Below are 23,495 nucleotides of genomic sequence, written 5' to 3' on the forward strand. Positions count from 1 at the left end.
AGCCGACCGACGCCCCGCTTCTGCCCGACGGCGTCATGCTGCGCGTCGAGCATCTGACCATGCGCTTCGGCGGGCTCGTCGCCGTCGACGACGTCTCCTTCGACGTCCGCGGCGACGAGATCACCGCGCTGATCGGCCCGAACGGCGCCGGCAAGACCACCGTGTTCAACTGCATCACCGGCTTCTACAAGCCGACCGTGGGGCGCCTCACCCTGGCGAAAGGCGAAGGCGACGTCTGGCTGCTGGAGCGCCTGCGCGACCACCAGATCTCCCGCCGCGCCGGCGTCGCCCGCACCTTCCAGAACATCCGCCTGTTCGGCGGCATGACGCTGCTCGAAAACCTTCTGGTCGGCCAGCACGCGCCGCTGATGGCGGCCTCGGGGCTGACGGTCCTCGGGCTGCTGGGCGTCGGCGGCTTCCGGAACGCGGAAAAGGCGGCGATCGAGAAGGCGCGCGGCTGGCTCGACCGCATCGGCCTGCTCGACCGCGCCGACGATCCGGCGGCCGACCTTCCCTATGGCGACCAGCGCCGGCTCGAGATCGCCCGCGCCATGTGCACCGATCCCGCTTTGCTCTGCCTCGACGAGCCGGCGGCCGGCCTCAACCCGCGCGAGAGCGCCGAACTCAACGACCTGCTGCGCTCGATCCGGGCGCAGGACGGCGCGGCCATCCTGCTGATCGAGCACGACATGAGCGTGGTGATGGAGCTCTCCGACCACGTCGTGGTGCTCGACTACGGCAAGAAGATCTCGGACGGCTCCGCGCAGGCGGTGCGCGACGACCCCAAGGTGATCGCCGCCTATCTCGGCGTCGAGGACGAGGAGGTCGAGACGGTCGAGCGCGAGATCGAAGGGGCCGCGACGTGAGCGAGGCCATGCTCACGCTGCGCGGCGTCACCGCCTATTACGGCGCGATCGCGGCGCTGAAGGGCGTCGACGTCGACGTCGCCCGCGGCGAGATCGTCACGCTGATCGGCGCCAACGGCGCCGGCAAGTCGACGCTGATGATGACGATCTTCGGCAGCCCGCAGGCCCGCGACGGCTCGATCGTCTATGACGGCCGCGACATCACGCGGACGCCGACCCACGAGATCGCGCGGATGAAGATCGCGCAATCGCCCGAGGGGCGCCGCATCTTCCCGCGCATGACCGTGCTCGAGAACCTTCAGATGGGCGCGGCGATCACCCAGTTCGCCCATTTCGACGAGGATCTGCGCCGCGTCTTCGACATTTTCCCGCGCCTGAAGGAACGCTCAGCCCAGCGCGGCGGCACGCTGTCGGGCGGCGAGCAGCAGATGCTCGCGATCGCCCGCGCGCTCATGAGCCGCCCGCGCCTGCTGCTGCTCGACGAGCCGTCGCTCGGGCTCGCCCCGCTGATCGCCAAGCAGATCTTCTCCGTCGTCAAGGAGCTCAACGAGAGCGAGGGGCTCACCGTCTTCCTCGTCGAGCAGAACGCCTATCACGCGCTCAAGCTCGCCCATCGCGGCTACGTCATGGTCAACGGCGCCATCACCATGAGCGGCGCGGGCCGCGAATTGCTGGAGCGCCCAGAGGTGCGCGCCGCCTATCTCGAAGGGGGCCGCTGACATGGACGCGATCACCTCGGCCTATCGCGCGCTGAACCAGTCGCTGCTCGGCGTTGTCTGGGAGGTCTCGCTCGCCGAATTCGCCTTCGTGACGCTCGTTCTGGGCGGCGGCGGAGCCTGGCTCGCCGGCCGCGCGATCGGGCGGGCCTGGGAGCCGGCCTGGAAGGCGGTCGCCTGGATGATCCCGCTCGCCGCCGCGGCGCGCTTCATCCACTACGCGTTGTTCTCGGGCAGCCTGTTGACGCCGCGCTTCTATCTCGTCGACCTCGTGGCGCTTATGGTTCTCGCTTATCTCGGCCACCGCAAGGCGATCACCAAGGCGATGGTCCGGCAATACGCCTGGCTCTACGAGCGCGCCGGCCCGTTCGCCTGGCGGCCGCGTTCGGGGGCGTGACAGACGGCGGCGGACAGGACAAGACTATTGGCGAGGCGGGAGGAACATCCCGCATGAGCCGACGAAACATCTTGGTCATTGGCAACTGATGGGGATTTCCATGGTGAAGCGACATCTTGCGGCCGGTCTCGGCCTTGGACTGGCCCTCGCGCTCGCGGCGCCGGCCTATGCGGACGTGACGATCGGCGTCGCTGGCCCGATGACGGGCGAAAACGCCATCTTCGGCGAGCAGATCAAGAACGGCGTGACGCAGGCCGTCGAGGACATCAACGCCGCCGGCGGCGTCAACGGCGAGAAGCTCGTCATCAAGATCGGCGACGACGCTTGCGATCCCAAGCAGGCCGTCAACGTCGCGAACCAGCTCGCCGGCGACGGCGTGAAGCTCGTGGTCGGACACTACTGCTCGGGCTCGTCGATCCCGGCCTCCGCGGTCTACGCCGAAGAGGGCATCATCGAGATCTCGCCAGCTTCAACAAACCCCGCCTTCACCGACAAGCGCCCGGGCAAGACGATCTACCGCGTCTGCGGCCGCGACGACCAGCAGGGCGGCATCGCCGGCAAGTACATCCTCGAGAAGTACGCCGGCAAGAAGGTCGCGATCGTCAACGACAAGTCCTCTTACGGCAAGGGCCTCGCCGACGAGACGCAGAAGACCTTCGAGGCCGGCGGCGGCAAGCCGGTGCTGGTCGAGGCGATCACAGCCGGCGAAAAGGACTATTCGGCGCTCGTCTCGAAGCTGAAGCAGGCCGGAGCGGACGTGGTCTATTTCGGCGGCTACTACCAGCAGGCCGGCCTGATCGTGCGCCAGATGCGCGACCAGGGCCTGCAGGCGGTGTTGATGGGCGGCGACGCGCTGCAGTCGAGCGAGTTCCTCGGCATCACCGGCAAGACCGGCGAAGGCACGCTGTTCACCTTCCCGCCGGACCAGACCAAGCTTCCCGAGGCCGCCGAGGTCGTGAAGAAGTTCGCCGCCAAGAAGATCAAGCCGGAAGGCTTCACGCTCTACAGCTACGCCGCGCTGCAGATCTGGGCCGCCGCCGCGAACGCTGCGAAATCCACCGAGGCCGAGGACGTCGCGGCCGAGATGGACAAGCAGGAATTCAAGACGGTCGCAGGGCCGATCAAGTTCGACGACAAGGGCGACCCGACGGTGGCCGGCTTCACGTTCTACGAGTTCAAGGACGGCGGCTACACCCAGCTCGGCATGTGAACGGCCGTCTGGCGCACGAGCGAGGCCCGCCGGTCAGGCGGGCCTTTTTCTTTGCCTGCGATCCGCAAGACAGAAAGGGAGTCGCCCGTGAGCGACGAAGAGATCACCCGCGACGGCAACGGCGCGGAGCTGAAAGACGGCGACAGCGTGACGCTGATCAAGGACCTCAAGGTCAAGGGGTCGTCGGAGACCATCAAGCGCGGCACGCTCGTGAAGAACATCCGCCTTACCGCCAAGCTCGACGAGATCGAGTGCAGCACCAAGCAGGTGAAGGGCCTCGTGCTGCGAACGGAGTTTTTGAAGAAGGCGTGACGGGGGAATGGGGCGAAGACGTAACGTTTTTCGTTCAGTGCCCGCCTCTCACCCCAGCGTCGCCAGCGCCGGAAAGGTCTCCAGCAGCCAGAACGACGCCGTCGTCGTCCAGCCCGTGAGGAAGGCGATCCCGGTCAGCACCAGCAGGCCGCCCATCACCTTCTCGACGCTGCCGAGATGGGCGCGGAAGCGCTTGAGGAAGACGACGAAGGGCTTCATCGCAAGCGCCGCGATCAGGAAGGGCAGGCCGAGGCCCGCGGCGTAGACCGCGAGCAGGCCCGCGCCCTTCGCGACCGTCGCCTCGGAGGCGGCGACCGCGAGCACGGCGGCGAGCACCGGGCCGATGCAGGGCGTCCAGCCGAAAGCGAAGGCGAGGCCCATGACATAGGCGCCCCACAGGCCGACGGGCTTCTCGACGTCGACCCTCGCTTCCCGCATCAGCAGCGGAATGCGGAACAGGCCGAGAAAATGCAGCCCCATCACGATGATCGCGAGCCCGGCGGCGGTCGCGAGCAGAGGGGCGTTCTGGAGCAACAGACCGCCGACCGCCGACGCGGTGGCGCCGAGCGCCACAAACACGGTGGCGAAGCCGGCGACGAACAACAGCGCGGCGCCGAGCGTGCGCCCGGTAACGGCGCGCGGAGCGCTCTCCGACGTCAGCTTCTCGAGCGTCGTGCCGGCGAGGAAGCACAGATAAGGCGGCACCAGCGGCAGCACGCAGGGGCTGAGGAAGCTTAGCGCGCCGGCGCCGAACACCGCCGGCAGGGTGACGTTCGACATCATCTCGTGGCTCCGTCCGCGGACCGCGCCATAGCGCGCCCGGGGCCGGAACGGAAGCGCCGCCGCGCGAACGTGATCGCGGAGCTCCGGGTGCGGCGCAGCGGCGTCGGGCCCTCGGCGGACGGATTTCGCGCCGTCCCCGCCCGCGCCGCCCTTGCCGCTTGCGCGCGCGCCGGGCTACAACGCCGCCGACCCCATCATTTCCTGCGGCGCGCCGGCCTGTTTCTCGCCGCGCCGCCCCGAGCGAGCGCGACAGGACCCATGGCCAACCGCGAATTCATCTATCACATGAGCGGCGTGTCGAAGCAGTTCGGCGCCGGCAAGAAGACGCTCGACAACATCCACCTCAGCTTCTACCCGGACGCCAAGATCGGCATCCTGGGCGTCAACGGCTCCGGCAAGTCCACCCTGCTCAAGATCATGGCGGGGATCGACAAGGAGTACACCGGCGAGGCCTGGGCCGCGAAGGGCGCGCGCGTCGGCTATCTCGAGCAGGAGCCGCCGCTCGATTCGACCAAGACCGTCCGCGAGAACGTCATGGAGGGGGTCAAGGACAAGACCGCGATCCTCGAGCGCTACAACGAGCTCGCCATGAACTACTCGGACGAAACCGCCGACGAGATGACGGAGCTCCAGGACAAGATCGAGGCCCTTGGCCTGTGGGACCTGGATTCAAAGGTCGACCAGGCGATGAACGCGCTGCGCTGCCCGCCGGACGACTGGAACGTCGACAAGCTCTCGGGCGGCGAAAAGCGCCGCGTCGCGCTCTGCAAGCTGCTGCTGGAGGAGCCCGAGCTGCTGCTTCTCGACGAGCCCACCAACCATCTCGACGCCGAGACGGTGGCGTGGCTCGAAAACCACCTCAAGAACTATCCGGGCGCGATCCTGATCGTGACCCATGACCGCTACTTCCTCGACAACGTCACGAGCTGGATCCTCGAGCTCGATCGCGGCCGCGGCATCCCCTACGAGGGCAACTACTCGTCCTGGCTGGTCCAGAAGCAGAAGCGGATGATCCAGGAAGGCCGCGTCGAGGAGGCGCTTCAGCGTACGCTCCAGCGCGAGCAGGAGTGGATGGGCAACAGCCCGAAAGCCCGGCAGGCGAAGAACAAGGCCCGCATCCAGCGCTACGACGATCTCGTGAAGAAGGCGTCCGAGGTCGGCCCGACGACCGCCCAGATCGTCATCCCGATCGCGGAGCGGCTCGGTTCGAACGTCGTCGACTTCGAGAACATGTCGAAGGGCTTTGGCGACAAGCTGCTGATCGAGGACCTGACCTTCAAGCTGCCGCCCGGCGGCATCGTCGGCGTGATCGGCCCGAACGGCGCCGGCAAGACCACCCTGTTCCGCATGATCACCGGCCAGGACAAGCCCGACAAGGGCGAGATCAAGGTCGGCGAGACCGTGCAGCTCGGCTATGTCGACCAGTCGCGCGATTCGCTCGACCCGAACAAGAACGTCTGGGAGGAGATCTCCGGCGGTACCGACGTGATCTATCTCGGCAAGCGCGAGGTGAACTCCCGCGCCTATGTCGGCGCCTTCAACTTCAAGGGCGCGGCGCAGCAGAAGAAGGTCGGCGACCTGTCCGGCGGCGAGCGCAACCGCGTGCATCTCGCCAAGATGCTGAAATCGGGCGCGAACGTCCTGCTGCTCGACGAGCCCACCAACGACCTCGACGTCGAGACCTTGCGGGCTCTGGAAGAGGCGCTCGAGGATTACGCCGGCTGCGCGGTCATCATCAGCCATGACCGCATGTTCCTCGACCGCATCGCGACGCACATGCTGTCCTTCGAAGGCGACAGCCACGTCGAATGGTTCGAGGGCAACTTCCAGGACTATGAGGAGGACAAGAAGCGCCGCCTTGGCGCCGACGCGGTGGAGCCGAAGCGCATCAAGTACCGCCAGTTCACGCGCTGAGACCGGCGATGACGTCGCCGCTGTCGCGGGATGACCTTTGCAGCGATTTGTGTTAGCTAGGTTAGCTAACCGCGGAGCGCTGCTGTGAACACGGTCAACATCCACAACGCCAAGACCAATCTTTCGAAGCTCGTCGAAGCGGCCGAGCGTGGCGAGGAGACGATCATTGCGCGCAACGGCAAGCCCGTGGCGCGGATCGTGCCGATCGCCCCGCCGCTGGTTCCTGCGGGCGAGAAGAACACGCCCGGCATGCGCCTCAGGGGCGCCCTGAAGGGCAAGGTCGAGATCGTCGATCCGGACTGGTGGAAGCCGGACGACGAACTCGCGAACCTGTTCGAGAACGGAAAGGTGCTGCCCGAGGATTTTGATGCTCCTCGATAGCAACGCCTTCTTGTTCTGGGGCCTCGATCTCGACATCGTGGCCCCCGCCGCTGCAGCCGCGCTCGAAGACGCAGACGAGTTGCACATCAGTTTGGCGTCGATCTGGGAACTGGAAATCAGCCGCGGCAGCGGCAAATTGAAGGTCGAGCTCGACTGGCCTTCGTTCCTGTCCAATCGCCTCACATTGATCACCATCGATATCGAGGACGCGGTTCTTGCCGGCTCCCTTCCCCCGCATCACCGCGACCCGTTCGATCGCATGATCATCGCGCAGGCCAAGCGTCGGAGCCTGCCGATCATCACGCGAGACCGCGCCTTCGAGCATTACGGCGTGCCGGTGATCTGGGCGTGAGCCTGCGCGAGGACTGGTCAGCCGCGACCTATCTGCGCTTCGAGGAGGAGCGCACCCGGCCGGCGGCCGACCTGCTCGCGCGGGTGCCGCTCACTGACGCGCGCCGCGTCGTCGATCTCGGCTGCGGGCCGGGCAATTCGACGGAGCTGCTCGCGAAGCGCTTTCCTGAGGCTGAGATCGTTGGCGTCGACTCCTCCCCCGACATGCTGGCCGCCGCCCGCGAGCGGATGCCGGACGCCCGCTTCGTCGAGGCCGACATCGCGTCCTGGCGGCCGGACGCGGCCCCGGACGTCGTCTTCGCCAACGCCGTGCTGCAATGGCTGCCCGACCACGAGACGCTGATGCCGCGGCTCCTTCGCGCCGTCGCCGCGGGCGGCGCGCTCGCAGTCCAGATGCCGGACAACCTGTCCGAGCCCAGCCATGTCGCGATGGCCGAGGTCGCGCGCGACGGCGCCTGGGCGGCGCGCATCGCGCATGCCGGCGAGCAGCGGACGGCGATCCTGTCGGCGGAGGCCTATTTCGACCTGCTCGCGCCTTATGCGACGGTCGACGTCTGGCGCACGACCTATGTCCACCCGCTCGACGGCGCCGAGGCGATCGCCGGCTGGTGCAGGGCGACCGGGCTGCGCCCCTATCTCGATCCCCTGGATCCTGACGAGCGCGAGCGCTTCCTCGCTCTCTACGTCGAGCGGCTGCGCGCGTACTATCCCGAACGCGCCACAGGCAAGGCGCTGCTCCGCTTCCCGCGCCTGTTCCTGGTGGCGACGCGGCGCTGACATCGCAGGGGCCTCCCATGACGCGCCACCTGCTCGATTCCGTCGTCATCCATCCCGGCCGGCGGCTTGCGGCCGAACTCGCGGCGACGCTCACGACCCTGGATCCCGACGGGATCGAGACCACGGCGGTCGCCGAGCTCGCGCTCGCGCTGGACGGCGCGACGGGGGAGCGGCACGCCGGCTTCACCCGCCCGGCCGGCGCGCGCGAGCCCTGGCACCGCCGCGGAACGGAAATCCGCTCCGGCCGTCAGCTGTCGGTCGTCTCCACGGAGGAGCTCTGGGAGATCGGTCACGCGATGGGCCTGCCGCCGATCGAAGCCGGTTGGATCGGCGCCAATCTGGTGATCTCGGGCGTGCCCCGGCTGTCCTTCCTGCCGATGGGAACGCGGCTGTTCCTCGAGGGCGGCGCGGTGATCGTGGTCGAAGGCCAGAACGCGCCCTGCCGCATCGCCGGCCGCGCCATCGCCCGCCACACCGAGCGCCCCGGCGACGAGCTGAGCTTCCCGAAGATCGCGAAGCGGCTGCGGGGCCTCGTCGCCACGGTGGAGCGCGCCGGCCGCGCCTGCCCCGGCCCCGTCACGATCGCCCTGCCGGAGCAGTGGATCTACTGAGGCGGAGCCGGCGCCGAAGGCGAGAGGGTCGCCGCGCGGCGGGAGCCGCCGCTCGCTCCTCCGGGCGGCTCAGCACGGGGTCTGGGTGATGACCTTCACCAGGCGGCCATAGGCGTCATAATGCGTGCGCACGGTCTCGCCGCAGCTCGGTCCGACATAGACGCCCGGCCGGTCATACGCGTCGGCGATCAGCGCGCCGGTCGCCAGGCCGAGGCCGCCGATGGCGAGCGCGCCTCCTGCGCCCCATCCGCGATGACCCCAGCCATGATGGTCCCAACCGGAGCCGCCATGGCCCCAGCCGCCGCCATGGAACGGCTCGGCGCTGGCGGGAAGAGCCGCGCCGGCGACCAGGAGGGCGCAAAGCGCGGCGGGAACGATCTTGCGAAACGACGTCATCGACGTCACTCCCGAATGGCTCGCCGAAGTCTGCGGACTGCGCCGCCCCGACATGGGTGGAACCTCGGTGGGCTCGCGGAATGAACGAGACGACCAAGTATTCGTTCCCGAATGTCCAATTTGTAATCTTGATGAACCGGCGTTCAGCAAGTAATCGCGCTCGGCGGCGGCACCGCCAGGCCTGGCGGTCCGCGCCCTACCCCGCCCCGCCGCGTGCGCGGCCCGGCTCGAAGCGCTCGACGATCAGCTTGGCGACGATCGTGAGCAGCGCGATCCCGGCGAGCACGGTCGCCGCCGCGAAGGCGCCGGCGGAATTGTAGTCCTGATAGAGCAGCTCGATCTGCAGCGGCAGCGTGTTGGTGACGCCGCGGATGTTGCCGGAGACCACCGAGACCGCGCCGAACTCGCCCATCACCCGGGCGTTGGTCAGCACCACGCCATAGAGCAGCGCCCATTTGATGTTGGGCAGCGTCACGCTCCACAGCGTCCGCCAGCCCGAGGCGCCGAGCGACAGCGCCGCCTCCTCCTCCTCCGAGCCCTGCGCCTGCATCAGCGGCAGGATCTCGCGCGCGACGAACGGCGCGGTGACGAACAGGCTCGCCAGCACGATCGCGGGATAGGCGAACATCACCTTGATCCCGTGCTCCTGCAGCCAGGGGCCGAACCAGCCTTGAGCGCCGTAGACGAAGAGATAGGCGACGCCCGCCACGATCGGCGAGATCGAGAACGGCAGCTCCACCAGCGCGATCAGCAGGCCCTTGCCGCGGAACTCGAACTTCGCGATCGCCCAGGCCGCCGCGATCCCGAAGGCGGTGTTGATCGGGACGGCGAGCAGCGCGGTCGCCACCGTCAGCCAGATCGCGTGGCGCGTGTCCGGCGCGGTGAGGTTCGAGAGGTAGACGCCGAGGCCCGCCTTGAAGGCTTCGGCGAAGATCACCGCGAGCGGCGCGACGATCATCAGCGCCGCGAAGGCGAACACGACGGCCAGAATGACGAGGCGGGTCGCCGGCGCGTCGCCGATGCGGGGGCGGCGTCCGGCGCTCACGCCCCGGCCCTCGCATAGCGCATGTGCCAGAGCTGGATGGCGTTGACGATCAGCAGCATCACGAAGGCCGCTGCCAGCATCACCGAGGCGATGGCGGCGGCCGCCTGGTAGTCGTATTCCTCGAGCCGGATGAAGACGAGCAGCGCCGCGATCTCGGTGCGGAACGGCTGGTTGCCGGCGATGAAGATCACCGCGCCGAACTCGCCGAGCGAGCGCGCGAAGGCGAGGCTGCAGCCGGCGAGGAAAGCCGGGAAGATCGCCGGGAACACCACGCTGCGGAACGTGCGCCAGGAGCCCGCGCCCAGCGTCTCCGCGGCCTCCTCGACGTCCGCCGACAGATCCTCGAGCACCGGCTGCACCGAACGCACCACGAAGGGCAGGCTGGTGAAGGCCATCGCCGCCATGATGCCGAGCGGCGCATAGGCGACCTTGATCCCGAGCGGCTCGAGGACCGCGCCGTACCAGCCGTTCGCGGCGAACAGGGCCGTCAGCGCGACGCCGGCCACCGCCGTCGGCAGGGCGAACGGCACGTCGACGAGCGCGTCGAGCAGCCGCTTGCCGGGAAAGTCGTAGCGCGTCAGCGCCCAGGCGATCGCGAGCCCGAAGACCGCATTCAGCGCCGTCGCGCCGAGAGCGGCGAGGACCGTGATCTGGAAGGCCGCGAGCGCCCGCGGCCCGGTGACGACGGTCACGAAGCGATCCCAGCCGAGCCCCGCCGCCTGCAGCGCGAGCGCGGCGAGCGGCAGCAGCACGATCAGGCCGAGATAGCCGAGGGTGAGGCCGAGCGCGAGGCGAAAGCCGGGAAGGACGGTGCGGGACATCGGGCTCGCGGGGACGAAAGGGGCTTGGACGCGCGGAAGACGTTCGGCGCCGGCGATGACGGCGAGGCCGCCTTATACGGCCCGAAACGCCAGCCCGCGACCCCTCGTCCACCCAAAGGCCACGCGCAATCACGCCGGCGCGCCGGTTTCGCCACGATTCGGTAACCATCGCGTCGTTCAATCGGGGTTGGTCGACAGGCAAGCGGTGCGCAGGCGGGACATGGGCGTGGATCTGTTTGCGGGGCTCGCCAACGCGTCGCTGCTGGCGCTGGATCGCGCGCCGAAGGTGCTGGTGTTCGATTCCGGGCTCGGCGGCCTCACCGTGCTCGCCGAGCTGCTGAAGGCGCTGCCCGCCGCCACTTACGTCTACGCCGCCGACGACGCGGCGTTCCCCTATGGCGCGCTGGACGACGAGCGGCTGGTCCGCCGCGTCCTGACCGTGATGGAGCGGCTGATCGCGCGCGAGGCGCCGGACCTCGTCGTCGTCGCCTGCAACACGGCGTCCACGCTCGCCCTGCCCGCGCTCCGGGCGCGCTTCTCCCTGCCCTTCGTCGGCACGGTGCCCGCGATCAAGCCCGCGGTCGCGGCGACGACGTCCGGGCTCGTCACGGTGCTCGCGACCCCCGGCACGGTCCGGCGCGAGCACACCAAGGCGATGATCGACGCCTTCGCGGGAGAGGCGAAGGTGACGCTCGTCGGCGCTCCCCGCCTCGCCGGCTTCGCGGAGGCCGAGCTGCGCGGCGCGCCCGTCGCAGACGCCGCGCTCGCCGCCGAGATCGCGCCCTGCTTCGTCGAGGAGGACGGCCGCCGCACCGACGCGGTCGCCCTCGCCTGCACGCATTTCCCGCTGCTCATCCGCCGCTTCGAGGCGCTGGCGCCCTGGCCCGTGCGCTGGATCGACCCGGCGCCGGCCGTCGCCCGCCGCGTCGTGGCGCTGGTCGGGGACGCCCCGCACACGGGAGCGGAGCCGCCGCGCGCGCTCTTCACCTCCGACCGTCCGCTGCCGCCGGAGCTCGCCGCGGCGCTCGCGACGCGCGGGCTGACATCCGTCGATAAAGAGCTGATTATCCTCGCCTGAAGTTCGTCTTCGCGGCCCGTCGCAACTGTGTCACTTTTCGAGAGCGACATTCCAATGTCGGCCGCTGACGGCCGCGCGATCGTGGCCGACCGCCAAGGGGGCGTGATGCTGAGCCAGCGCTACCCGACCATCGTCGAGATCGACGGCGTGCTGGCCGACGTTCCGCATGACGGCTACCTGCCCGCGCTGGAAGCGGCCTTCGCCGATCCGGCCGTGATGAACACGCTCGGCGGCGTGCGCGGGCCGGAGGCTGCGCGCAGTTTCATAGCGCGCGCACGCGCCCACTGGCGCGACGTCGGCTACGGACTCTGGTTCCTGCGCGACATGCGCGACGGCGACTTCGCCGGATGGGCGGGCCTGCGCCGCTGCGAGGCCGCCGGCGAGCGCACCGTCAAACTCGCCTACGCCCTGATGCCGAAGCTGCGCTGCAAGGGCCACGCGACCCGCATCGGCAAAGCCGCGCTGACGCTCGGCTTCGAAAATCTCGGCCTGCCCGAGATCGTCGCCTTCACCACCCCGGCCAACGTCCATTCCCTCGCCGTGATCGACCGCCTCGCCTTCGCCTACGACAAACCGTTCGAGCACGCCGGATCGCCGCACGTGCTCTACCGCCGGACGGCGGCGATGCACGCCGGGGGGTGAGGTTGGGCGGTCGCTGAGCGGCTGGCGGAGATATTCGGCGTCCGGAATGGGCGACGGGTCATAGGCCTAGCGGGCGAGCCCCGACGACGCTGCAGACGTCCGGGGACGGAGACATCCGGGCTTTCCCCCGCGCCTACCGCCGCTCCCTCCCCGCATGGCCGGCCCGTGACGGAGAAGGACGCTCGAAGGTGCGGCAAGAGAGAGGAAATGGCCGATTATGCACTTCGCACACTACACGGTCCGGTGGTAGCATTACGCTCTCAATCGTCGGGGGAGAGTTACATGACCATAATCCTCGTGACCTATGATCTTAAAAAACCGGGACGCAATTACGCCGACGTCCACACCTACTTAAGACAATACACTCACTGTAAGCATCTTGAATCTGTATATTTATTGGATACTTCTGCTTCAACGGGGAAAATTCGAGACGATCTCACAAAGCTAATCGACAACGATGACATAACGTTTGTCGTTAAGCTTGCTCGAGATTGGAGTTCTTGGGATTATTTGTGTAGTGATTGGCTGAATAGGCCTGAACGAAATTGGTAGATCGGCTTCCGTAGGGCCGACTTCGATTTGGAAGGGGATTATCCCATTCAGACAGGTACACGGATGGGCGTCCTAGCGTTGGCAGGGCGCGCCAATGCATTCTTGCTATTGGTACAAATCATGAACATCAGCCACGTGCGCTAGCTGGACGCCATCTCGGATGGCGTCTTTTATTCGCGATGGCGATCTGATATAAGGAGCGTGGGTTTCCGGTGGGGTCGCGTTCATGGATGCCAATATCGTCCAACAAATGAAGGCCGAAGAGGCCGATCTGATGCGCAAGCTGGATGCGGTTCGCGCCTTTCTTGCCGCCTATGGCGTCCAGAATGGCCGCGCGCCCTCCGGCGAACGCAATATGCCGAAACCGGCCATCGTCCCTGCGACGCGCCCGGCCTCGGTGCGCGATCGCGTTCCCCTGGACCGCTTCACCGAATATGGACGTGAGGTCGTCAAGGCGGCCATCACGGCCGTTAAGAAGGAAACGGTGCGTCCGGTTCTCACGCGCAGGCTCGTTGAGCTGATTGAGGCTGAAGGCGTTGAAATTCGAGGCGTCGACAAGGTGAACGCACTCTCAGCGCTGCTCGCTCGCAGCATTGATCTCACGAGCATCGGCCGCAGGGGCTGGACGCTCGCCCACGAAGAAGACGGAGATGGGCAAGAGCCCGAAGAGAATGGGCCGCACAGCACTTCTGCTGGCGGCCCAGACGCCAGCGGTGAAGGCGGACCAACGCCTTCTACCGTTTTTGATTAATCACCAACCGGGGCCAGCAGCCTAGAAAGTGAGAAACCCTGTGTGGCAAGCCGTCTTGTTAGACGATGCCGTAGGGCGGGGCTAACCGCCCCGCTCTGCGGCTCGTTCCTAGCAGAATCGTCGGATTCCGTCTATAGGTAAGGCTTACGTCTTATTCCTAGGAGGGTTCCCATGCCTGTCGTGCAGATGCGCCCGCAGAAAGCGAAGCCGCATCGTCAGCAACAAAGGAATAAGCGCGTGTACGCTATCGCATTCGATCTTAATACCGCTACTGCTGAGGCAGTAGTCGGAACGAGCTGGCGGAATTGCTACGCCCAGATCGCGACCGTACTCTCTGAATATGGGTTCACTAGACAGCAGGGAAGCGTCTACTTCGGTGACGAAAGCTCTGATGCCGTTCGGTGTGTTATGGCAGTACAGGACTTGGACAGAAGGTACGCTTGGTTCAATCGGGTCGTGTCTGACCTCCGCATGCTGCGGGTGGACGAGGATAATGACCTCCTTCCCGCGCTGAGCAATCAGCTCAGGCTCGGCGATCGGGGCGCCGCCTAGAGACCCCCAACTGCGAAGCTTGCATTATCTGACGCCATTTCCACAAGTCCCTGGGCGAGTCTATCGGCCAGGCTGAGGTGGCCGGCGTTGGCCCCGCACTTGTCTCTGATTTAGATACCGCGTTGCGCAAGATGCTGCTCACATCCTCGATGAGAGATCGAACATGGCATTGTGCATCTGCGATGGTTCGAACGAAAGCCGAACTCCGCCAGATAGCGGGTCCATGTACTTGGACGACACGTGGATGTGGGTCGAGCGAACCGAGGCCTTGAACAGCTTCCAGAAGCTCTCGACGCTGTTCGTGTGGTTCTTCGCGTCGTGGCGGTAATCGTAATACGCCCATCCTTGACGCCATGCTTCACCGTCCCGTGCTTGTAGCCGTGGCCTTCCAGTAAGCCATACGAGAAGAGTTCGTCGGTCGAGACGACGGATCTGACCTCGATATTGCGGCTCACGACGTCGCGCAGCGTGTCCTTTTTCACGTCGGGGATCACCTCAGTCACGAGCGGCCGCTGCGCTCTTTCATGCCCATGACGATCGTCTTTCCGGGCGCGCCGCGACCCCGGTTGCCGCTGTGGTGGACGCCGCCGACGTAAGCCTCGTCGCTCTCCACGTGACCCTGAAGCATCACAAAGCCGTCGCGCGATCCATCAGCATGCGGATGTGCTGTCCCATGCGCCACGCGGTCTTGTGGGTCACTCCGAGCTGGCGCTGAAGCTCCTTGCGCTCACGCCGTGGCGGGTCGTGACGAAGAGATAGACCGCGTAGAATCAAAAGTTGGAGCGGGGTGCGAGGGTCCTCAAACACCGTGCCGGCGGCCGGGTACAAGTGATGGCCGCACGACACTTAGGAGAACGCACGGCGTTCCAGCTTGTAAAAGGTGGCGTCGACCACATGGCCCGCCCGTTCTCGCGCATCGCGGCGGCATGGGTGGTCCGGTCAAGCCGGACCACGACGGCGGCGCTGGGCGTTCCTGTAACGGGGGCGGTTTAGGCGCCCCCTTACTCCGCCGCCATCTTCTGCGCGCGCAAAGGGTCGTAGTTCAGCACCGGCGCGAGCCAGCGCTCCATGTCGGCGAGGCTGTAGCCCTTGCGCTTGGCGTAGTCGGCGACCTGGTCGCGGTCGATCTTGCCGAGGCCGAAATAGCGGCTTTCGGGGTGGCTGAAATAGAGCCCCGAGACCGCCGAGCCCGGCCACATCGCATAGGATTCCGTCAGCGTCAGGCCGATCGCCTCGGGCGCGCCGAGCAGGTCGAACAGGACGCCCTTTTCGGTGTGGTCGGGCTGCGCGGGGTAGCCGGGCGCGGGGCGGATGCCCTGATAGGCCTCGTGGATCAGCTCCTCGTTCGAGAGCGTCTCGTCGGCCGCGTAGCCCCAGTGCTCGCGGCGCACCTGCTGGTGCATCCATTCGGCTGCGGCTTCCGCCAGACGGTCGGCGAGCGCCTTGGCGAGAATGCCGCCATAATCGTCATTGGCGCGGGCGAAGCGCTGCGTCACCGCCTCCTCGCCGATGCCGGCGGTCACCGCGAAGCCGCCGACATAGTCCGGGACGCCGCTCTCTTCCGGCGCCACGAAATCCGACAGCGCGAGGTTCGGGCGGTCCTTGCCGCGCGCCATCTGCTGGCGCAGCGTGTGGAAGGTCGCAAGCTCCTCGGTCCGCGCCTCGTCCTTGAACAGCACGACGTCGTCGCCGCGCGCCGCCGCCGGCCAGAAGCCGATCACCGCCCGCGCCTCGAGCCACTTCTCGGCGGCCATCTGCTTCAGCATGGCGGTGGCGTCGTCGAACAGGTTCTTCGCCGCCTCGCCATATTTCCGGTCGGTCAGGATCTCGGGGTAGCGGCCCTTCAGCTCCCAGGTCTGGAAGAACGGCGTCCAGTCGATGTAGGGGATCAGCGTGTCGAGCGGGATCTCGTTGAACACCTTCACGCCGAGGAAGCTCGGCTTCGGCGCCACCTTGGCGACGTCGATCTCGAGCCGGTTGGCGCGCGCCGCGGCGATCGGCGAGCGCACCTTGTCCTCCTGCGCGCGGGCGTGGTTCTCGGCGAGCCGGACATACTCCGCCTGGATGTCGGCGACATAGGCGTCCGCCCCGCCCTCCTTCGAGAGCAGCTGCGAGACCACGCCGACCGCGCGGCTGGCGTCGAGCACATAGACCGCCTGCCCGCGCTCATAGGCCGGGTGGATCTTGACCGCGGTGTGGATCTTCGAGGTCGTCGCCCCGCCGATCAGGAGCGGGATGTCGAAGCCCTCGCGCTCGAGCTCGGAGGCGACCGTCACCATCTCGTCGAGCGAGGGCGTGATCAGGCCGGAGAGGCCGATGACGTCGACGCCGTGCTCGCGGGCGGCGGCGATGATCTTCTGCACCGGCACCATCACGCCGAGGTCGATCACCTCGTAATTGTTGCACTGGAGAACGACGCCGACGATGTTCTTGCCGATGTCGTGGACGTCGCCCTTGACCGTCGCCATCAGGATCTTGCCGGCCGCCTGCCGCTGGGCGAGGCCGGCGTTCTTCTTCTCCTCCTCCATATACGGCATGAGGTAGGCGACGGCCTGCTTCATCACGCGGGCGGACTTCACCACCTGCGGCAGGAACATCTTGCCGGCGCCGAACAGGTCGCCGACGACGTTCATGCCGTCCATCAGCGGGCCTTCGATGACGTGCAGCGGGCGCTCGGCGGCCGCGCGCGCCTCCTCGGTGTCGGCGTCGATGAACTCGGTGATGCCGTGGACGAGCGCGTGCTCCAGCCGCTTCGACACCGGCTGCTCGCGCCATTTGGTGTCGACGACGCGCGCTTCCTGCTTGCCGCCCTTGAACTTCTCCGCCGCGGCCAGCAGCCGGTCGGTGGAATCCGCCCGACGGTTGAGCACCACGTCCTCGGCGAGCTCGCGCAGCTCCGGCTCGATGTCGTCATAGACCGGGAGAGCGCCGGCGTTGACGATGCCCATGTCCATGCCGACCGCGATCGCATGGTAGAGGAACACCGAATGCATCGCCGCCCGCACCGGCTCGTTGCCGCGGAAGGCGAAGCTGAGATTCGAGACGCCGCCCGAGACATGGGCGTGCGGCAGGTTCTCGCGGATCCACTTGGTCGCCTCGATGAAGTCGACGCCGTAGTTCGAATGCTCCTCGATGCCGGTCGCCACCGCGAACACGTTCGGGTCGAAGATGATGTCCTCGGGCGGAAAGCCGATCTGCTCGGTCAGGATCTTGTAGGCGCGGGCGCAGATCTCGGTCTTGCGCTTGAAGGTGTCGGCCTGGCCCTGTTCGTCGAAGGCCATGACGACCACCGCGGCGCCGTAGGCGCGCACCTTGCGGGCGTGCTCCAGAAAGCTCTCCTCGCCCTCCTTGAGCGAGATCGAGTTCACGATCGGCTTGCCCTGGACGCATTTCAGACCGGCCTCGATCACCGACCATTTCGACGAGTCGATCATCACGGGAACGCGGGCGATGTCGGGCTCGGCGGCGATCAGATTGAGGAACTCGACCATCGCCTTCTCGGAGTCGAGCAGTCCCTCGTCCATGTTGACGTCGAGGATCTGCGCGCCGTTCTCGACCTGCTCGCGCGCGACGTCGAGCGCCGCGGCGTAGTCGCCATTCGTGATCAGCTTCCGGAACTTGGCGGAGCCCGTGACGTTGGTGCGCTCGCCGATGTTGACGAAGCGGGAGGCGGCGGAGGTCATGGGCGATCCGTCGTTGAAATGGGTTGGGTCGAGGTCATGCGTGCTTCGAGACGCCGGCTTGCAGCCGGCTCCTCAGCATGAGGACGGTCGGCGCCCACCATCCTCCACGGTCCTCATGCTGAGGAGCCCGCGCAGCGGGCGTCTCGAAGCACGCAGTCCGTTGGTGCTGCTGGAACGTCACGCGGCGGTCAGCTCGAAGGGCTCGAGCCCCGACAGCCGCATCTTCGGCGCGATGTGGGGGATCTTCCGCGGGGCCTTGCCCTTCACCGCCTCGGCGATCGCCGCGATGTGATCCGGCGTCGTGCCGCAGCAGCCGCCGACGATGTTGACGAGGCCAGCGGTCGCGAACTCGCCGACCAGCTCGCCCATCGCCTCCGGGCTCTCGTCGTAGAGCCCGAACTCGTTCGGCAGGCCGGCGTTCGGATAGGCGCAGATCAGCGTGTTCGCGACCCGCGACAGCTCCGCAATGTGGGCGCGCATCTCCCGGGCCCCGAGCGCGCAGTTGAGCCCGAACGATATCGGCCGGGCGTGGTTGAGCGCGTTCCAGAACGCCGTCGGCGTCTGGCCCGACAGGGTGCGGCCGGACAGGTCGGTGATCGTGCCCGAGATCATCACCGGCGCGCGGACGCCGCGCTCGGCGAAGATCTGCTCGATCGCGAAGATCGCGGCCTTGGCGTTCAGCGTGTCGAAGATGGTCTCGACCAGCAGCAGGTCGGCGCCGCCGTCGAGCAGGCCGCGCGCGGCCTCGCCATAGGCTTCGGCGAGCTGGTCGAAGGTGACGGCCCGGAAGCCCGGATTGTTGACGTCCGGCGAGATCGACGCGGTGCGGTTGGTGGGTCCGAGCGTGCCGGCGACGAAGCGCGGACGGCCGTCCTCATCTTGCGCGATGTCGCCCGCCTCGCGGGCGAGCCTCGCGCCTTCCACGTTCAGCTCGTAGGCGAGCTCCTCCATGCCGTAGTCGGCCTGCGCGATCGTGGTCGAGGAGAAGGTGTTGGTCTCGACGATGTCGGCGCCGGCGCGGAAGTACTGGAGGTGGATGTCGCGGATGCAGTCCGGCTGCGTCAGGATCAGCAGGTCGTTGTTGCCCTTAACGTCGCGGTTCCATTCCGTGAAGCGCCCGGCGCGGAAGTCGGTCTCGGAGAACTTCCGCTGCTGGATCATCGTGCCCATGGCCCCGTCGAGCACGAGGATGCGCTCGGCGGCGAGCTTGCGGATCGTGGTTTCGACGTCAGTCATGGTCTTCGCCTTTCAGCCTCGCGCTTCGATGGCGCTCAGGCGCCTTTCAATGTCATCCAGCCGATCGTCGACGCCGTTCACGACGTAGCGACCGAGAATCGTCTCGCTCTTCAGCGCCTCGCGGATCGCCTGGAGCTTCTTGTCCTGCTCGCCGAAGCGCGCGTCCACGGCGTCGAAGCGGGCGTCCACGGCGTCGAAGCGGGCATCCATCACGTTGCGCATCTCGCGCAGCAGCGTCAGGACGAGATTGTCAGGTTCGGCCATCGGATGCTCCCAAGTCGCCTCGGCGTAAGATGTGTCGTCCGCCGAAGAATTGCATCTTCACGCCGCCACGGCCTTCCGTCCCGCCCCCGCCGTCGGCCGCAGCCCGAGCAGATGGCACACCGCATAGACCAGGTCGGCCTTGTTCATCGTGTAGAAGTGGAAGTCTTTCACGCCGTGGTCCACGAGGTCGAGCACCTGTTCGGCGGCGACGGCCGCCGCGATCAGCTGGCGGGTCTGCGGGTCGCCGTCCAGCCCGTCGAAGCGGGCCGCGAACCAGTCCGGGACGCTCGCGCCGGCGCGCGCCGCGAAATTCGCGGTCTGCTTGAAATTCGACACCGCGACGATGCCCGGCACGATCGGGATGTGTATGCCGCGCTTGCGGGCCTCGTCGACGTAGCGGAGGTAATGCGCGTTGTCGAAGAAGAACTGGGTGATCGCCCGGTTCGCGCCGGCGTCGACCTTGGCCTTCAGCACGTCGAAGTCGGCTTCGACGCTCGGGCTCTCCGGATGCTTCTCGGGATAGGCCGACACCGACAGCTCGATCTCCGGCGCGCGCCTGCGGATGCCGGCGACGAGATCGGCCGTCGACTTGTAGCCGTCGGGATGAGCCTCGAACGCGGCGCCGACGCCCCCCGCGGGATCGCCGCGCAACGCCACGATGTGGCGCACGCCGGCCTCGCGATAGCTGTCGACGACGGCGTCGACCTCGTCCTTGCTGGCCGACACGCAGGTCAGATGCGCCGCCGGCGGCACGTCGGTCTCCTTGACCATGCGCTCGACCGTCGCGTGGGTGCGCTCGCGGGTCGATCCGCCGGCCCCGTAGGTCACCGACATGAAGGTCGGCCCAAGCGGCGTAAGCCGCTCGATCGACCGCCACAGCGACTCTTCCATCTCCGGAGTCTTCGGCGGGAAGAACTCGAAGGACACGCGGATCGGGCGGCGGGACGTGCGGGAGAGACGGTCGTTGGGCATCAGGCCACCTCGAGGTCTGAGGGCTGCGGGACGGCGTCGGCGACGATCCTCGGATCGCGGGCGAGCCACAGCGAGACGGTGAGCTTGTCGCCGGCCCCGTCGGACGGCGGAAGGTCGGCGCGCGAGACGGGTTCGAGGCCCGCCGCGACGATCCAGCCGGTCATGGTCTCAGGCGAGAAGCCGAGCCTGCGATGGGCGTGCTGCTCGCGTAGCGCCTCGATCGCGTGGGGCGCGAAGTCGACGATCAGCAGCCGGCCGCCCGGACGCACCGTCCGGGCCGCCTCGCGCAGCGCCCGGGCGGGATCGTCGAGGAAGTGCAGCACCTGATGCACGACGACGAGGTCGAAACTGTCGGCCGGCACCGGCAGCGCGAAGATGTCGCCCTGCCGGACCTGAGCGTTCGACACGCCGGCGCGGGCGAGGTTGGCGCGGGCGAGCGCGAGCATGTCGCGGTTGGAGTCGACGCCGACGGCGCGGCCGACGCGGCCCGCGAGAAGCTCCAGCATGCGGCCGGTGCCGGTGCCGAGGTCGAGCGCGGCCTCGATCCGGCCGCTGCCGACCGCCGCCAGAACGGCGCGCTCGACGTCGGACTCCGCGACATGAAGGGTGCGCACCCCGTCCCAGCGCTCGGCGTTTGCGCTGAAATAGGCCGCGGCCGCGTCGTGATGCGCGCCGCGCACCCGCTCCAGCCGTTCGCGGTCACGGACAAGGATCGGATCGTCGACGTCGAGGATGTCGAGCGCCGCCCGCACCGCCGACGCGCCCCGCGCCTGCTCGGCGAGGCCGAAGAACGCCCAGGCCCCCTCGCGGTGGCGTTCGACGAGACCCGCGTCCACGAGGAGCTTCAGGTGCCGCGAGATGCGCGGCTGGCTCTGGCCGAGAATGTCGGTGAGATCGGAGACCGTGAGTTCGCCCTGCGCGAGCAGCGCGAGAACGCGCAGCCGCGTCGGCTCGCCCGCCGCGCGCAGGCAGGCGAGCGCGGCTTCGACGTTCAACAGCGCGGCGGGTTCGGCGAAAGACATAAAGATAGATTTATATGTTTATCGCGACCCGCGCAATGGCGATCACGGAGAGTGTGCGCCCGCTTGCGGTCAAGCGCCAGCTTGCGCCGCGGCGCGTTCACTGAGCGGGTCATCGTCGTCTCGCCCGGACGATCGAAGTCCGCGAGCGCGCGCGTAGGCCCCGCATCAAGCCGGAGGGCACGGGCGTAATCGGGGGACCGAAGAGGCCCGGCGCGCCCGGCGTCAGGCCGCGCGGCGGGCGGAGGTCGGGGCCGGCAGCGCCATGTTGCGGGCGACCGCGGCCTCGCGCCGGGCCGTCTCGGTCTCGGCTTCGAGACGCGCCGTCTCGACGCGGCGCCGGCGCGCCTCCTTGCGCCATTTGCCCTGTTTGGCCCAGGCGGAGACGCCGCCGAGCACGACGCCGCCCATCACCGAGATCAGGATCACAGCGAACAGCGGCAGCGCGACCGACAGCGCCGGGGCGTCGGTCGCGAACGGGTCGAAGCTGACGGTGACGTCCTGCCGGTTCGCAACCGCGAACAGCACGATCAGCAGGGCGAGCGGCAGGCCGATCAGGCCCGCGAGAACGCGTCGCAGGGTCATGCCGAGGCGCCCGCGCGCTCGTCGTCCTTGTTCAGCCGCACCCGCATCTCCTTGCCGGTCTTGAAGAACGGCACCACCTTGCCGTCCACCGGAACGTGCTCTCCGGTGCGCGGGTTCCGCCCGACGCGCGCCGGGCGCGCCTTCACCGAAAAGGCCCCGAAGCCGCGCAGCTCGACCCGGTCGCCACGCGCCAGCGCGTCGACGATCTCGTCGAGGACCGCGTTGATGATGTTCTCGACGTCCCGCTGATACAGATGCGGGTTCATCGACGCGATGCGCGCGACCAGCTCAGACTTGATCATAGGTGTCTCCCAACCCCCGGCAAGACGCCACGCAAATTGACGCTAAATCATTCATTTGTCAGGAAATTTAAGAGGAAGGTTGCCAGAGCGCCAGCACCCCGTCAAGGACGGCGGCGTCACCCGTTCGACGGAGAGCCGAGGCGATCTGCGGCCAGCCGAAGGCGTCGGCGAGCGTCGCCGCGGCGCTCGCCATGCCGAACGGACCGTAGCCGCTCGACTTCGGCTTCCACTCGCGCACCGGCAGGTCGGCGTCGACGCCCTTGGTGGCGAGCCAGGCGATCGCCTCCTTCTCGCCGCCGATCTCGTCGACGAGCTTCAGGTCGATCGCCTGCCGGCCGGAGAACACGCGACCGTCGACGACGGTCGCAAGATCGGCTCCTGCGAGGCCGCGCCGCTCGGCGACGACGCCCTTGAACCAGTCGTAGCTGTCCAGGATCAGCGCCTCGAGCGCCTTGCGCGCCTCCGGGCTGGTCGGCTCGAGCCCGCTGGGCGCGGCCTTGAGCGGCGTCGACTTGACGGTCTCGACCTGCACGCCGACCGTCTTCAGCAACTCCGTGAAGTTCGGGTACTGCGCGAGCACGCCGATCGACCCTGTGATCGAGGTCTTGCGCACGACAATGTGGTCGGCCGCGATCGCCGCGATGTAGCCGCCGGACGCCGCCACCGTGCCGACGACGGCCGCAACCGGCCGATCCTTCGCGATCAGCCGCACCGCCTCGTAAATGTCCTCGGACGCGGTCACCCCGCCGCCCGGGCTGTCGATCATCAGCAGGACGCCCTTGGCGTCGCTCTTGGCGAGATCGGCGAGCAGCTTCGCGCGCTTGTCGTCGTCGAAGATGACGCCCGAGATCTCGACCTTGGCGATGTGCGGGCCGCGATGGCCCGTCTTGCCGCGCCCGGCGAGCGCGAGCCCGCCCACGACGATCACGAGGCCGACGAGCGCGATCGCGCCGATCCGCCAGAAGGCGAGGCGTCGGCGCAGGGCCCGGCGATCGAGGATGGCGTCGGGGTCGATGGGCATGGCGTCAATCTCGATTGCGCGTCCGGACGCGGCCTGCGCGAAAAGCGAAGCGTCTGACCTAACATGCCGAACCCGCGGGCGGAACTCTCCGCGAGCGCGCCTTTGGAACGGCCCAGGCGGCCGAGCCCCCCGCCCTGGCTCCGCGCCTACGGGCCGTTCGCGCGCGCGTCCTTTGACGAAACTGTGGCGCTCCGGTCACGAAACGGGGCAAAGCGCTGAAGGACGCGCAAAAAAATGATCCGGACGGTCCGCGCGCGG

At 67.7% G+C, this 23,495-nt stretch carries 26 protein-coding genes and 2 pseudogenes; 15 read left to right on the forward strand and 13 right to left on the reverse strand.

The features are described 5' to 3' along the window. Positions 1-35 precede the first annotated feature (35 nt). The 5 genes from ACO2RJ_RS09170 to ACO2RJ_RS09190 all read left to right on the forward strand — a co-directional run bounded on the left by ACO2RJ_RS09170 (position 36) and on the right by ACO2RJ_RS09190 (position 3,501). Positions 36-866, forward strand: coding sequence for an ABC transporter ATP-binding protein (locus tag ACO2RJ_RS09170; RefSeq protein ID WP_423268943.1), 831 nt, complete (start codon positions 36-38; stop codon positions 864-866). 8 nt (positions 867-874) lie between these two features. Next, positions 875-1,585, forward strand: coding sequence for an ABC transporter ATP-binding protein (locus tag ACO2RJ_RS09175; RefSeq protein ID WP_423268944.1), 711 nt, complete (start codon positions 875-877; stop codon positions 1,583-1,585). 1 nt (position 1,586) lies between these two features. Next, positions 1,587-1,979 carry a DUF6867 family protein gene (locus ACO2RJ_RS09180; RefSeq protein ID WP_423267692.1) on the forward strand — a complete coding sequence of 131 codons (393 nt, stop codon included), beginning with the start codon at positions 1,587-1,589 and terminating at the stop codon, positions 1,977-1,979. A gap of 103 nt (positions 1,980-2,082) precedes the next feature. Then, the gene (locus ACO2RJ_RS09185; RefSeq protein ID WP_423268945.1) at positions 2,083-3,189 is read left to right on the forward strand and encodes a branched-chain amino acid ABC transporter substrate-binding protein; all 1,107 of its coding nucleotides are present in this window, start codon (positions 2,083-2,085) and stop codon (positions 3,187-3,189) included. An 87-nt stretch (positions 3,190-3,276) separates the two neighbouring features. Beyond that, a complete protein-coding gene (locus tag ACO2RJ_RS09190; protein ID WP_423267693.1) occupies positions 3,277-3,501 on the forward strand; it encodes an alkylphosphonate utilization protein in 225 nt (74 codons plus the stop codon). Between the two features lie 48 nt (positions 3,502-3,549). Here the strand turns inward: ACO2RJ_RS09190 and ACO2RJ_RS09195 are convergent, their stop codons facing one another. Continuing rightward, complete coding sequence (locus ACO2RJ_RS09195; protein WP_423267694.1) at positions 3,550-4,284, reverse strand: cytochrome c biogenesis CcdA family protein; 735 nt, start codon at positions 4,282-4,284, stop codon at positions 3,550-3,552. Positions 4,285-4,542: 258 nt separating this feature from the next. On the opposite strand from ACO2RJ_RS09195, the gene ettA reads away from it, so the two are divergent. The 5 genes from ettA to ACO2RJ_RS09220 all read left to right on the forward strand — a co-directional run bounded on the left by ettA (position 4,543) and on the right by ACO2RJ_RS09220 (position 8,318). Further along, positions 4,543-6,198, forward strand: coding sequence for an energy-dependent translational throttle protein EttA (gene ettA, locus ACO2RJ_RS09200; protein ID WP_423267695.1), 1,656 nt, complete (start codon positions 4,543-4,545; stop codon positions 6,196-6,198). Between the two features lie 84 nt (positions 6,199-6,282). Next, on the forward strand, positions 6,283-6,579 hold the full coding sequence (locus tag ACO2RJ_RS09205) for a type II toxin-antitoxin system Phd/YefM family antitoxin (RefSeq protein ID WP_423267696.1): 297 nt from the start codon (positions 6,283-6,285) through the stop codon (positions 6,577-6,579). Continuing rightward, positions 6,566-6,931: a type II toxin-antitoxin system VapC family toxin gene (locus ACO2RJ_RS09210; RefSeq protein ID WP_423267697.1), complete on the forward strand. Its 366-nt coding sequence runs from the start codon at positions 6,566-6,568 to the stop codon at positions 6,929-6,931. The genes ACO2RJ_RS09205 and ACO2RJ_RS09210 overlap by 14 nt, the downstream gene beginning before the upstream one ends. Then, entirely contained in the window at positions 6,928-7,707 is a 780-nt protein-coding gene (gene tam / locus ACO2RJ_RS09215; RefSeq protein ID WP_423267698.1) for a trans-aconitate 2-methyltransferase, read from the forward strand. Before ACO2RJ_RS09210 ends, tam begins: the two co-directional genes overlap by 4 nt. Before the next feature lie 17 nt (positions 7,708-7,724). After that, positions 7,725-8,318 (forward strand): MOSC domain-containing protein, encoded by a 594-nt coding sequence (locus ACO2RJ_RS09220; protein WP_423267699.1) that lies wholly within the window; start codon positions 7,725-7,727, stop codon positions 8,316-8,318. Between the two features lie 69 nt (positions 8,319-8,387). On the opposite strand, the gene ACO2RJ_RS09225 is transcribed toward ACO2RJ_RS09220, so the two are convergent. The 3 genes from ACO2RJ_RS09225 to cysT all read right to left on the reverse strand — a co-directional run bounded on the left by ACO2RJ_RS09225 (position 8,388) and on the right by cysT (position 10,580). After that, positions 8,388-8,714 carry a hypothetical protein gene (locus tag ACO2RJ_RS09225; RefSeq protein ID WP_423267700.1) on the reverse strand — a complete coding sequence of 109 codons (327 nt, stop codon included), beginning with the start codon at positions 8,712-8,714 and terminating at the stop codon, positions 8,388-8,390. A 196-nt stretch (positions 8,715-8,910) separates the two neighbouring features. Beyond that, the gene (gene cysW, locus ACO2RJ_RS09230; RefSeq protein WP_423267701.1) at positions 8,911-9,759 is read right to left on the reverse strand and encodes a sulfate ABC transporter permease subunit CysW; all 849 of its coding nucleotides are present in this window, start codon (positions 9,757-9,759) and stop codon (positions 8,911-8,913) included. Next, on the reverse strand, positions 9,756-10,580 hold the full coding sequence (gene cysT, locus ACO2RJ_RS09235; protein WP_423267702.1) for a sulfate ABC transporter permease subunit CysT: 825 nt from the start codon (positions 10,578-10,580) through the stop codon (positions 9,756-9,758). Before cysT ends, cysW begins: the two co-directional genes overlap by 4 nt. A 220-nt stretch (positions 10,581-10,800) precedes the next feature. Here cysT and murI point away from each other — a divergent pair, with 220 nt between their 5' ends. The 5 genes from murI to ACO2RJ_RS09260 all read left to right on the forward strand — a co-directional run bounded on the left by murI (position 10,801) and on the right by ACO2RJ_RS09260 (position 14,155). Next, positions 10,801-11,658 carry a glutamate racemase gene (gene murI, locus ACO2RJ_RS09240; RefSeq protein ID WP_423267703.1) on the forward strand — a complete coding sequence of 286 codons (858 nt, stop codon included), beginning with the start codon at positions 10,801-10,803 and terminating at the stop codon, positions 11,656-11,658. A 54-nt stretch (positions 11,659-11,712) separates the two neighbouring features. Further along, positions 11,713-12,300 (forward strand): GNAT family N-acetyltransferase, encoded by a 588-nt coding sequence (locus ACO2RJ_RS09245; protein ID WP_423267704.1) that lies wholly within the window; start codon positions 11,713-11,715, stop codon positions 12,298-12,300. 282 nt (positions 12,301-12,582) lie between these two features. After that, complete coding sequence (locus ACO2RJ_RS09250) at positions 12,583-12,852, forward strand: hypothetical protein (protein WP_423267705.1); 270 nt, start codon at positions 12,583-12,585, stop codon at positions 12,850-12,852. 226 nt (positions 12,853-13,078) lie between these two features. Beyond that, positions 13,079-13,603, forward strand: coding sequence for a hypothetical protein (locus ACO2RJ_RS09255; RefSeq protein ID WP_423267706.1), 525 nt, complete (start codon positions 13,079-13,081; stop codon positions 13,601-13,603). 186 nt (positions 13,604-13,789) lie between these two features. After that, on the forward strand, positions 13,790-14,155 hold the full coding sequence (locus tag ACO2RJ_RS09260; RefSeq protein WP_423268946.1) for a virulence factor: 366 nt from the start codon (positions 13,790-13,792) through the stop codon (positions 14,153-14,155). A 110-nt stretch (positions 14,156-14,265) separates the two neighbouring features. On the opposite strand, the pseudogene ACO2RJ_RS09265 reads toward ACO2RJ_RS09260, so the two are convergent. From ACO2RJ_RS09265 to sppA, 9 genes and pseudogenes are all read right to left on the reverse strand, one after another. Then, positions 14,266-14,783, reverse strand: a pseudogene (locus ACO2RJ_RS09265) (transposase). A gap of 373 nt (positions 14,784-15,156) precedes the next feature. Continuing rightward, a complete protein-coding gene (gene metH, locus ACO2RJ_RS09270) occupies positions 15,157-17,808 on the reverse strand; it encodes a methionine synthase (RefSeq protein ID WP_423268947.1) in 2,652 nt (883 codons plus the stop codon). Between the two features lie 211 nt (positions 17,809-18,019). Next, positions 18,020-19,074, reverse strand: a pseudogene (locus ACO2RJ_RS09275) (homocysteine S-methyltransferase family protein); the annotation flags it as partial. Positions 19,075-19,086: 12 nt separating this feature from the next. Next, positions 19,087-19,338, reverse strand: a complete 252-nt coding sequence (locus ACO2RJ_RS09280; RefSeq protein WP_423267707.1) for a hypothetical protein — start codon at positions 19,336-19,338, stop codon at positions 19,087-19,089. 57 nt (positions 19,339-19,395) lie between these two features. After that, positions 19,396-20,310: a methylenetetrahydrofolate reductase [NAD(P)H] gene (gene metF, locus ACO2RJ_RS09285; protein ID WP_423267708.1), complete on the reverse strand. Its 915-nt coding sequence runs from the start codon at positions 20,308-20,310 to the stop codon at positions 19,396-19,398. Beyond that, a complete protein-coding gene (locus tag ACO2RJ_RS09290; RefSeq protein ID WP_423267709.1) occupies positions 20,310-21,332 on the reverse strand; it encodes an ArsR/SmtB family transcription factor in 1,023 nt (340 codons plus the stop codon). The genes metF and ACO2RJ_RS09290 overlap by 1 nt, the downstream gene beginning before the upstream one ends. A 222-nt stretch (positions 21,333-21,554) precedes the next feature. Next, entirely contained in the window at positions 21,555-21,914 is a 360-nt protein-coding gene (locus ACO2RJ_RS09295; RefSeq protein WP_423267710.1) for a lipopolysaccharide assembly protein LapA domain-containing protein, read from the reverse strand. Further along, the gene (gene ihfB, locus ACO2RJ_RS09300) at positions 21,911-22,216 is read right to left on the reverse strand and encodes an integration host factor subunit beta (protein ID WP_423267711.1); all 306 of its coding nucleotides are present in this window, start codon (positions 22,214-22,216) and stop codon (positions 21,911-21,913) included. The genes ACO2RJ_RS09295 and ihfB overlap by 4 nt, the downstream gene beginning before the upstream one ends. A gap of 67 nt (positions 22,217-22,283) precedes the next feature. Beyond that, complete coding sequence (sppA, locus tag ACO2RJ_RS09305) at positions 22,284-23,237, reverse strand: signal peptide peptidase SppA (RefSeq protein ID WP_423267712.1); 954 nt, start codon at positions 23,235-23,237, stop codon at positions 22,284-22,286. Positions 23,238-23,495 lie beyond the last annotated feature (258 nt).

The organism is Hansschlegelia sp. KR7-227, assembly GCF_049446035.1.
GTDB lineage: Bacteria > Pseudomonadota > Alphaproteobacteria > Rhizobiales > Methylopilaceae > Methylopila.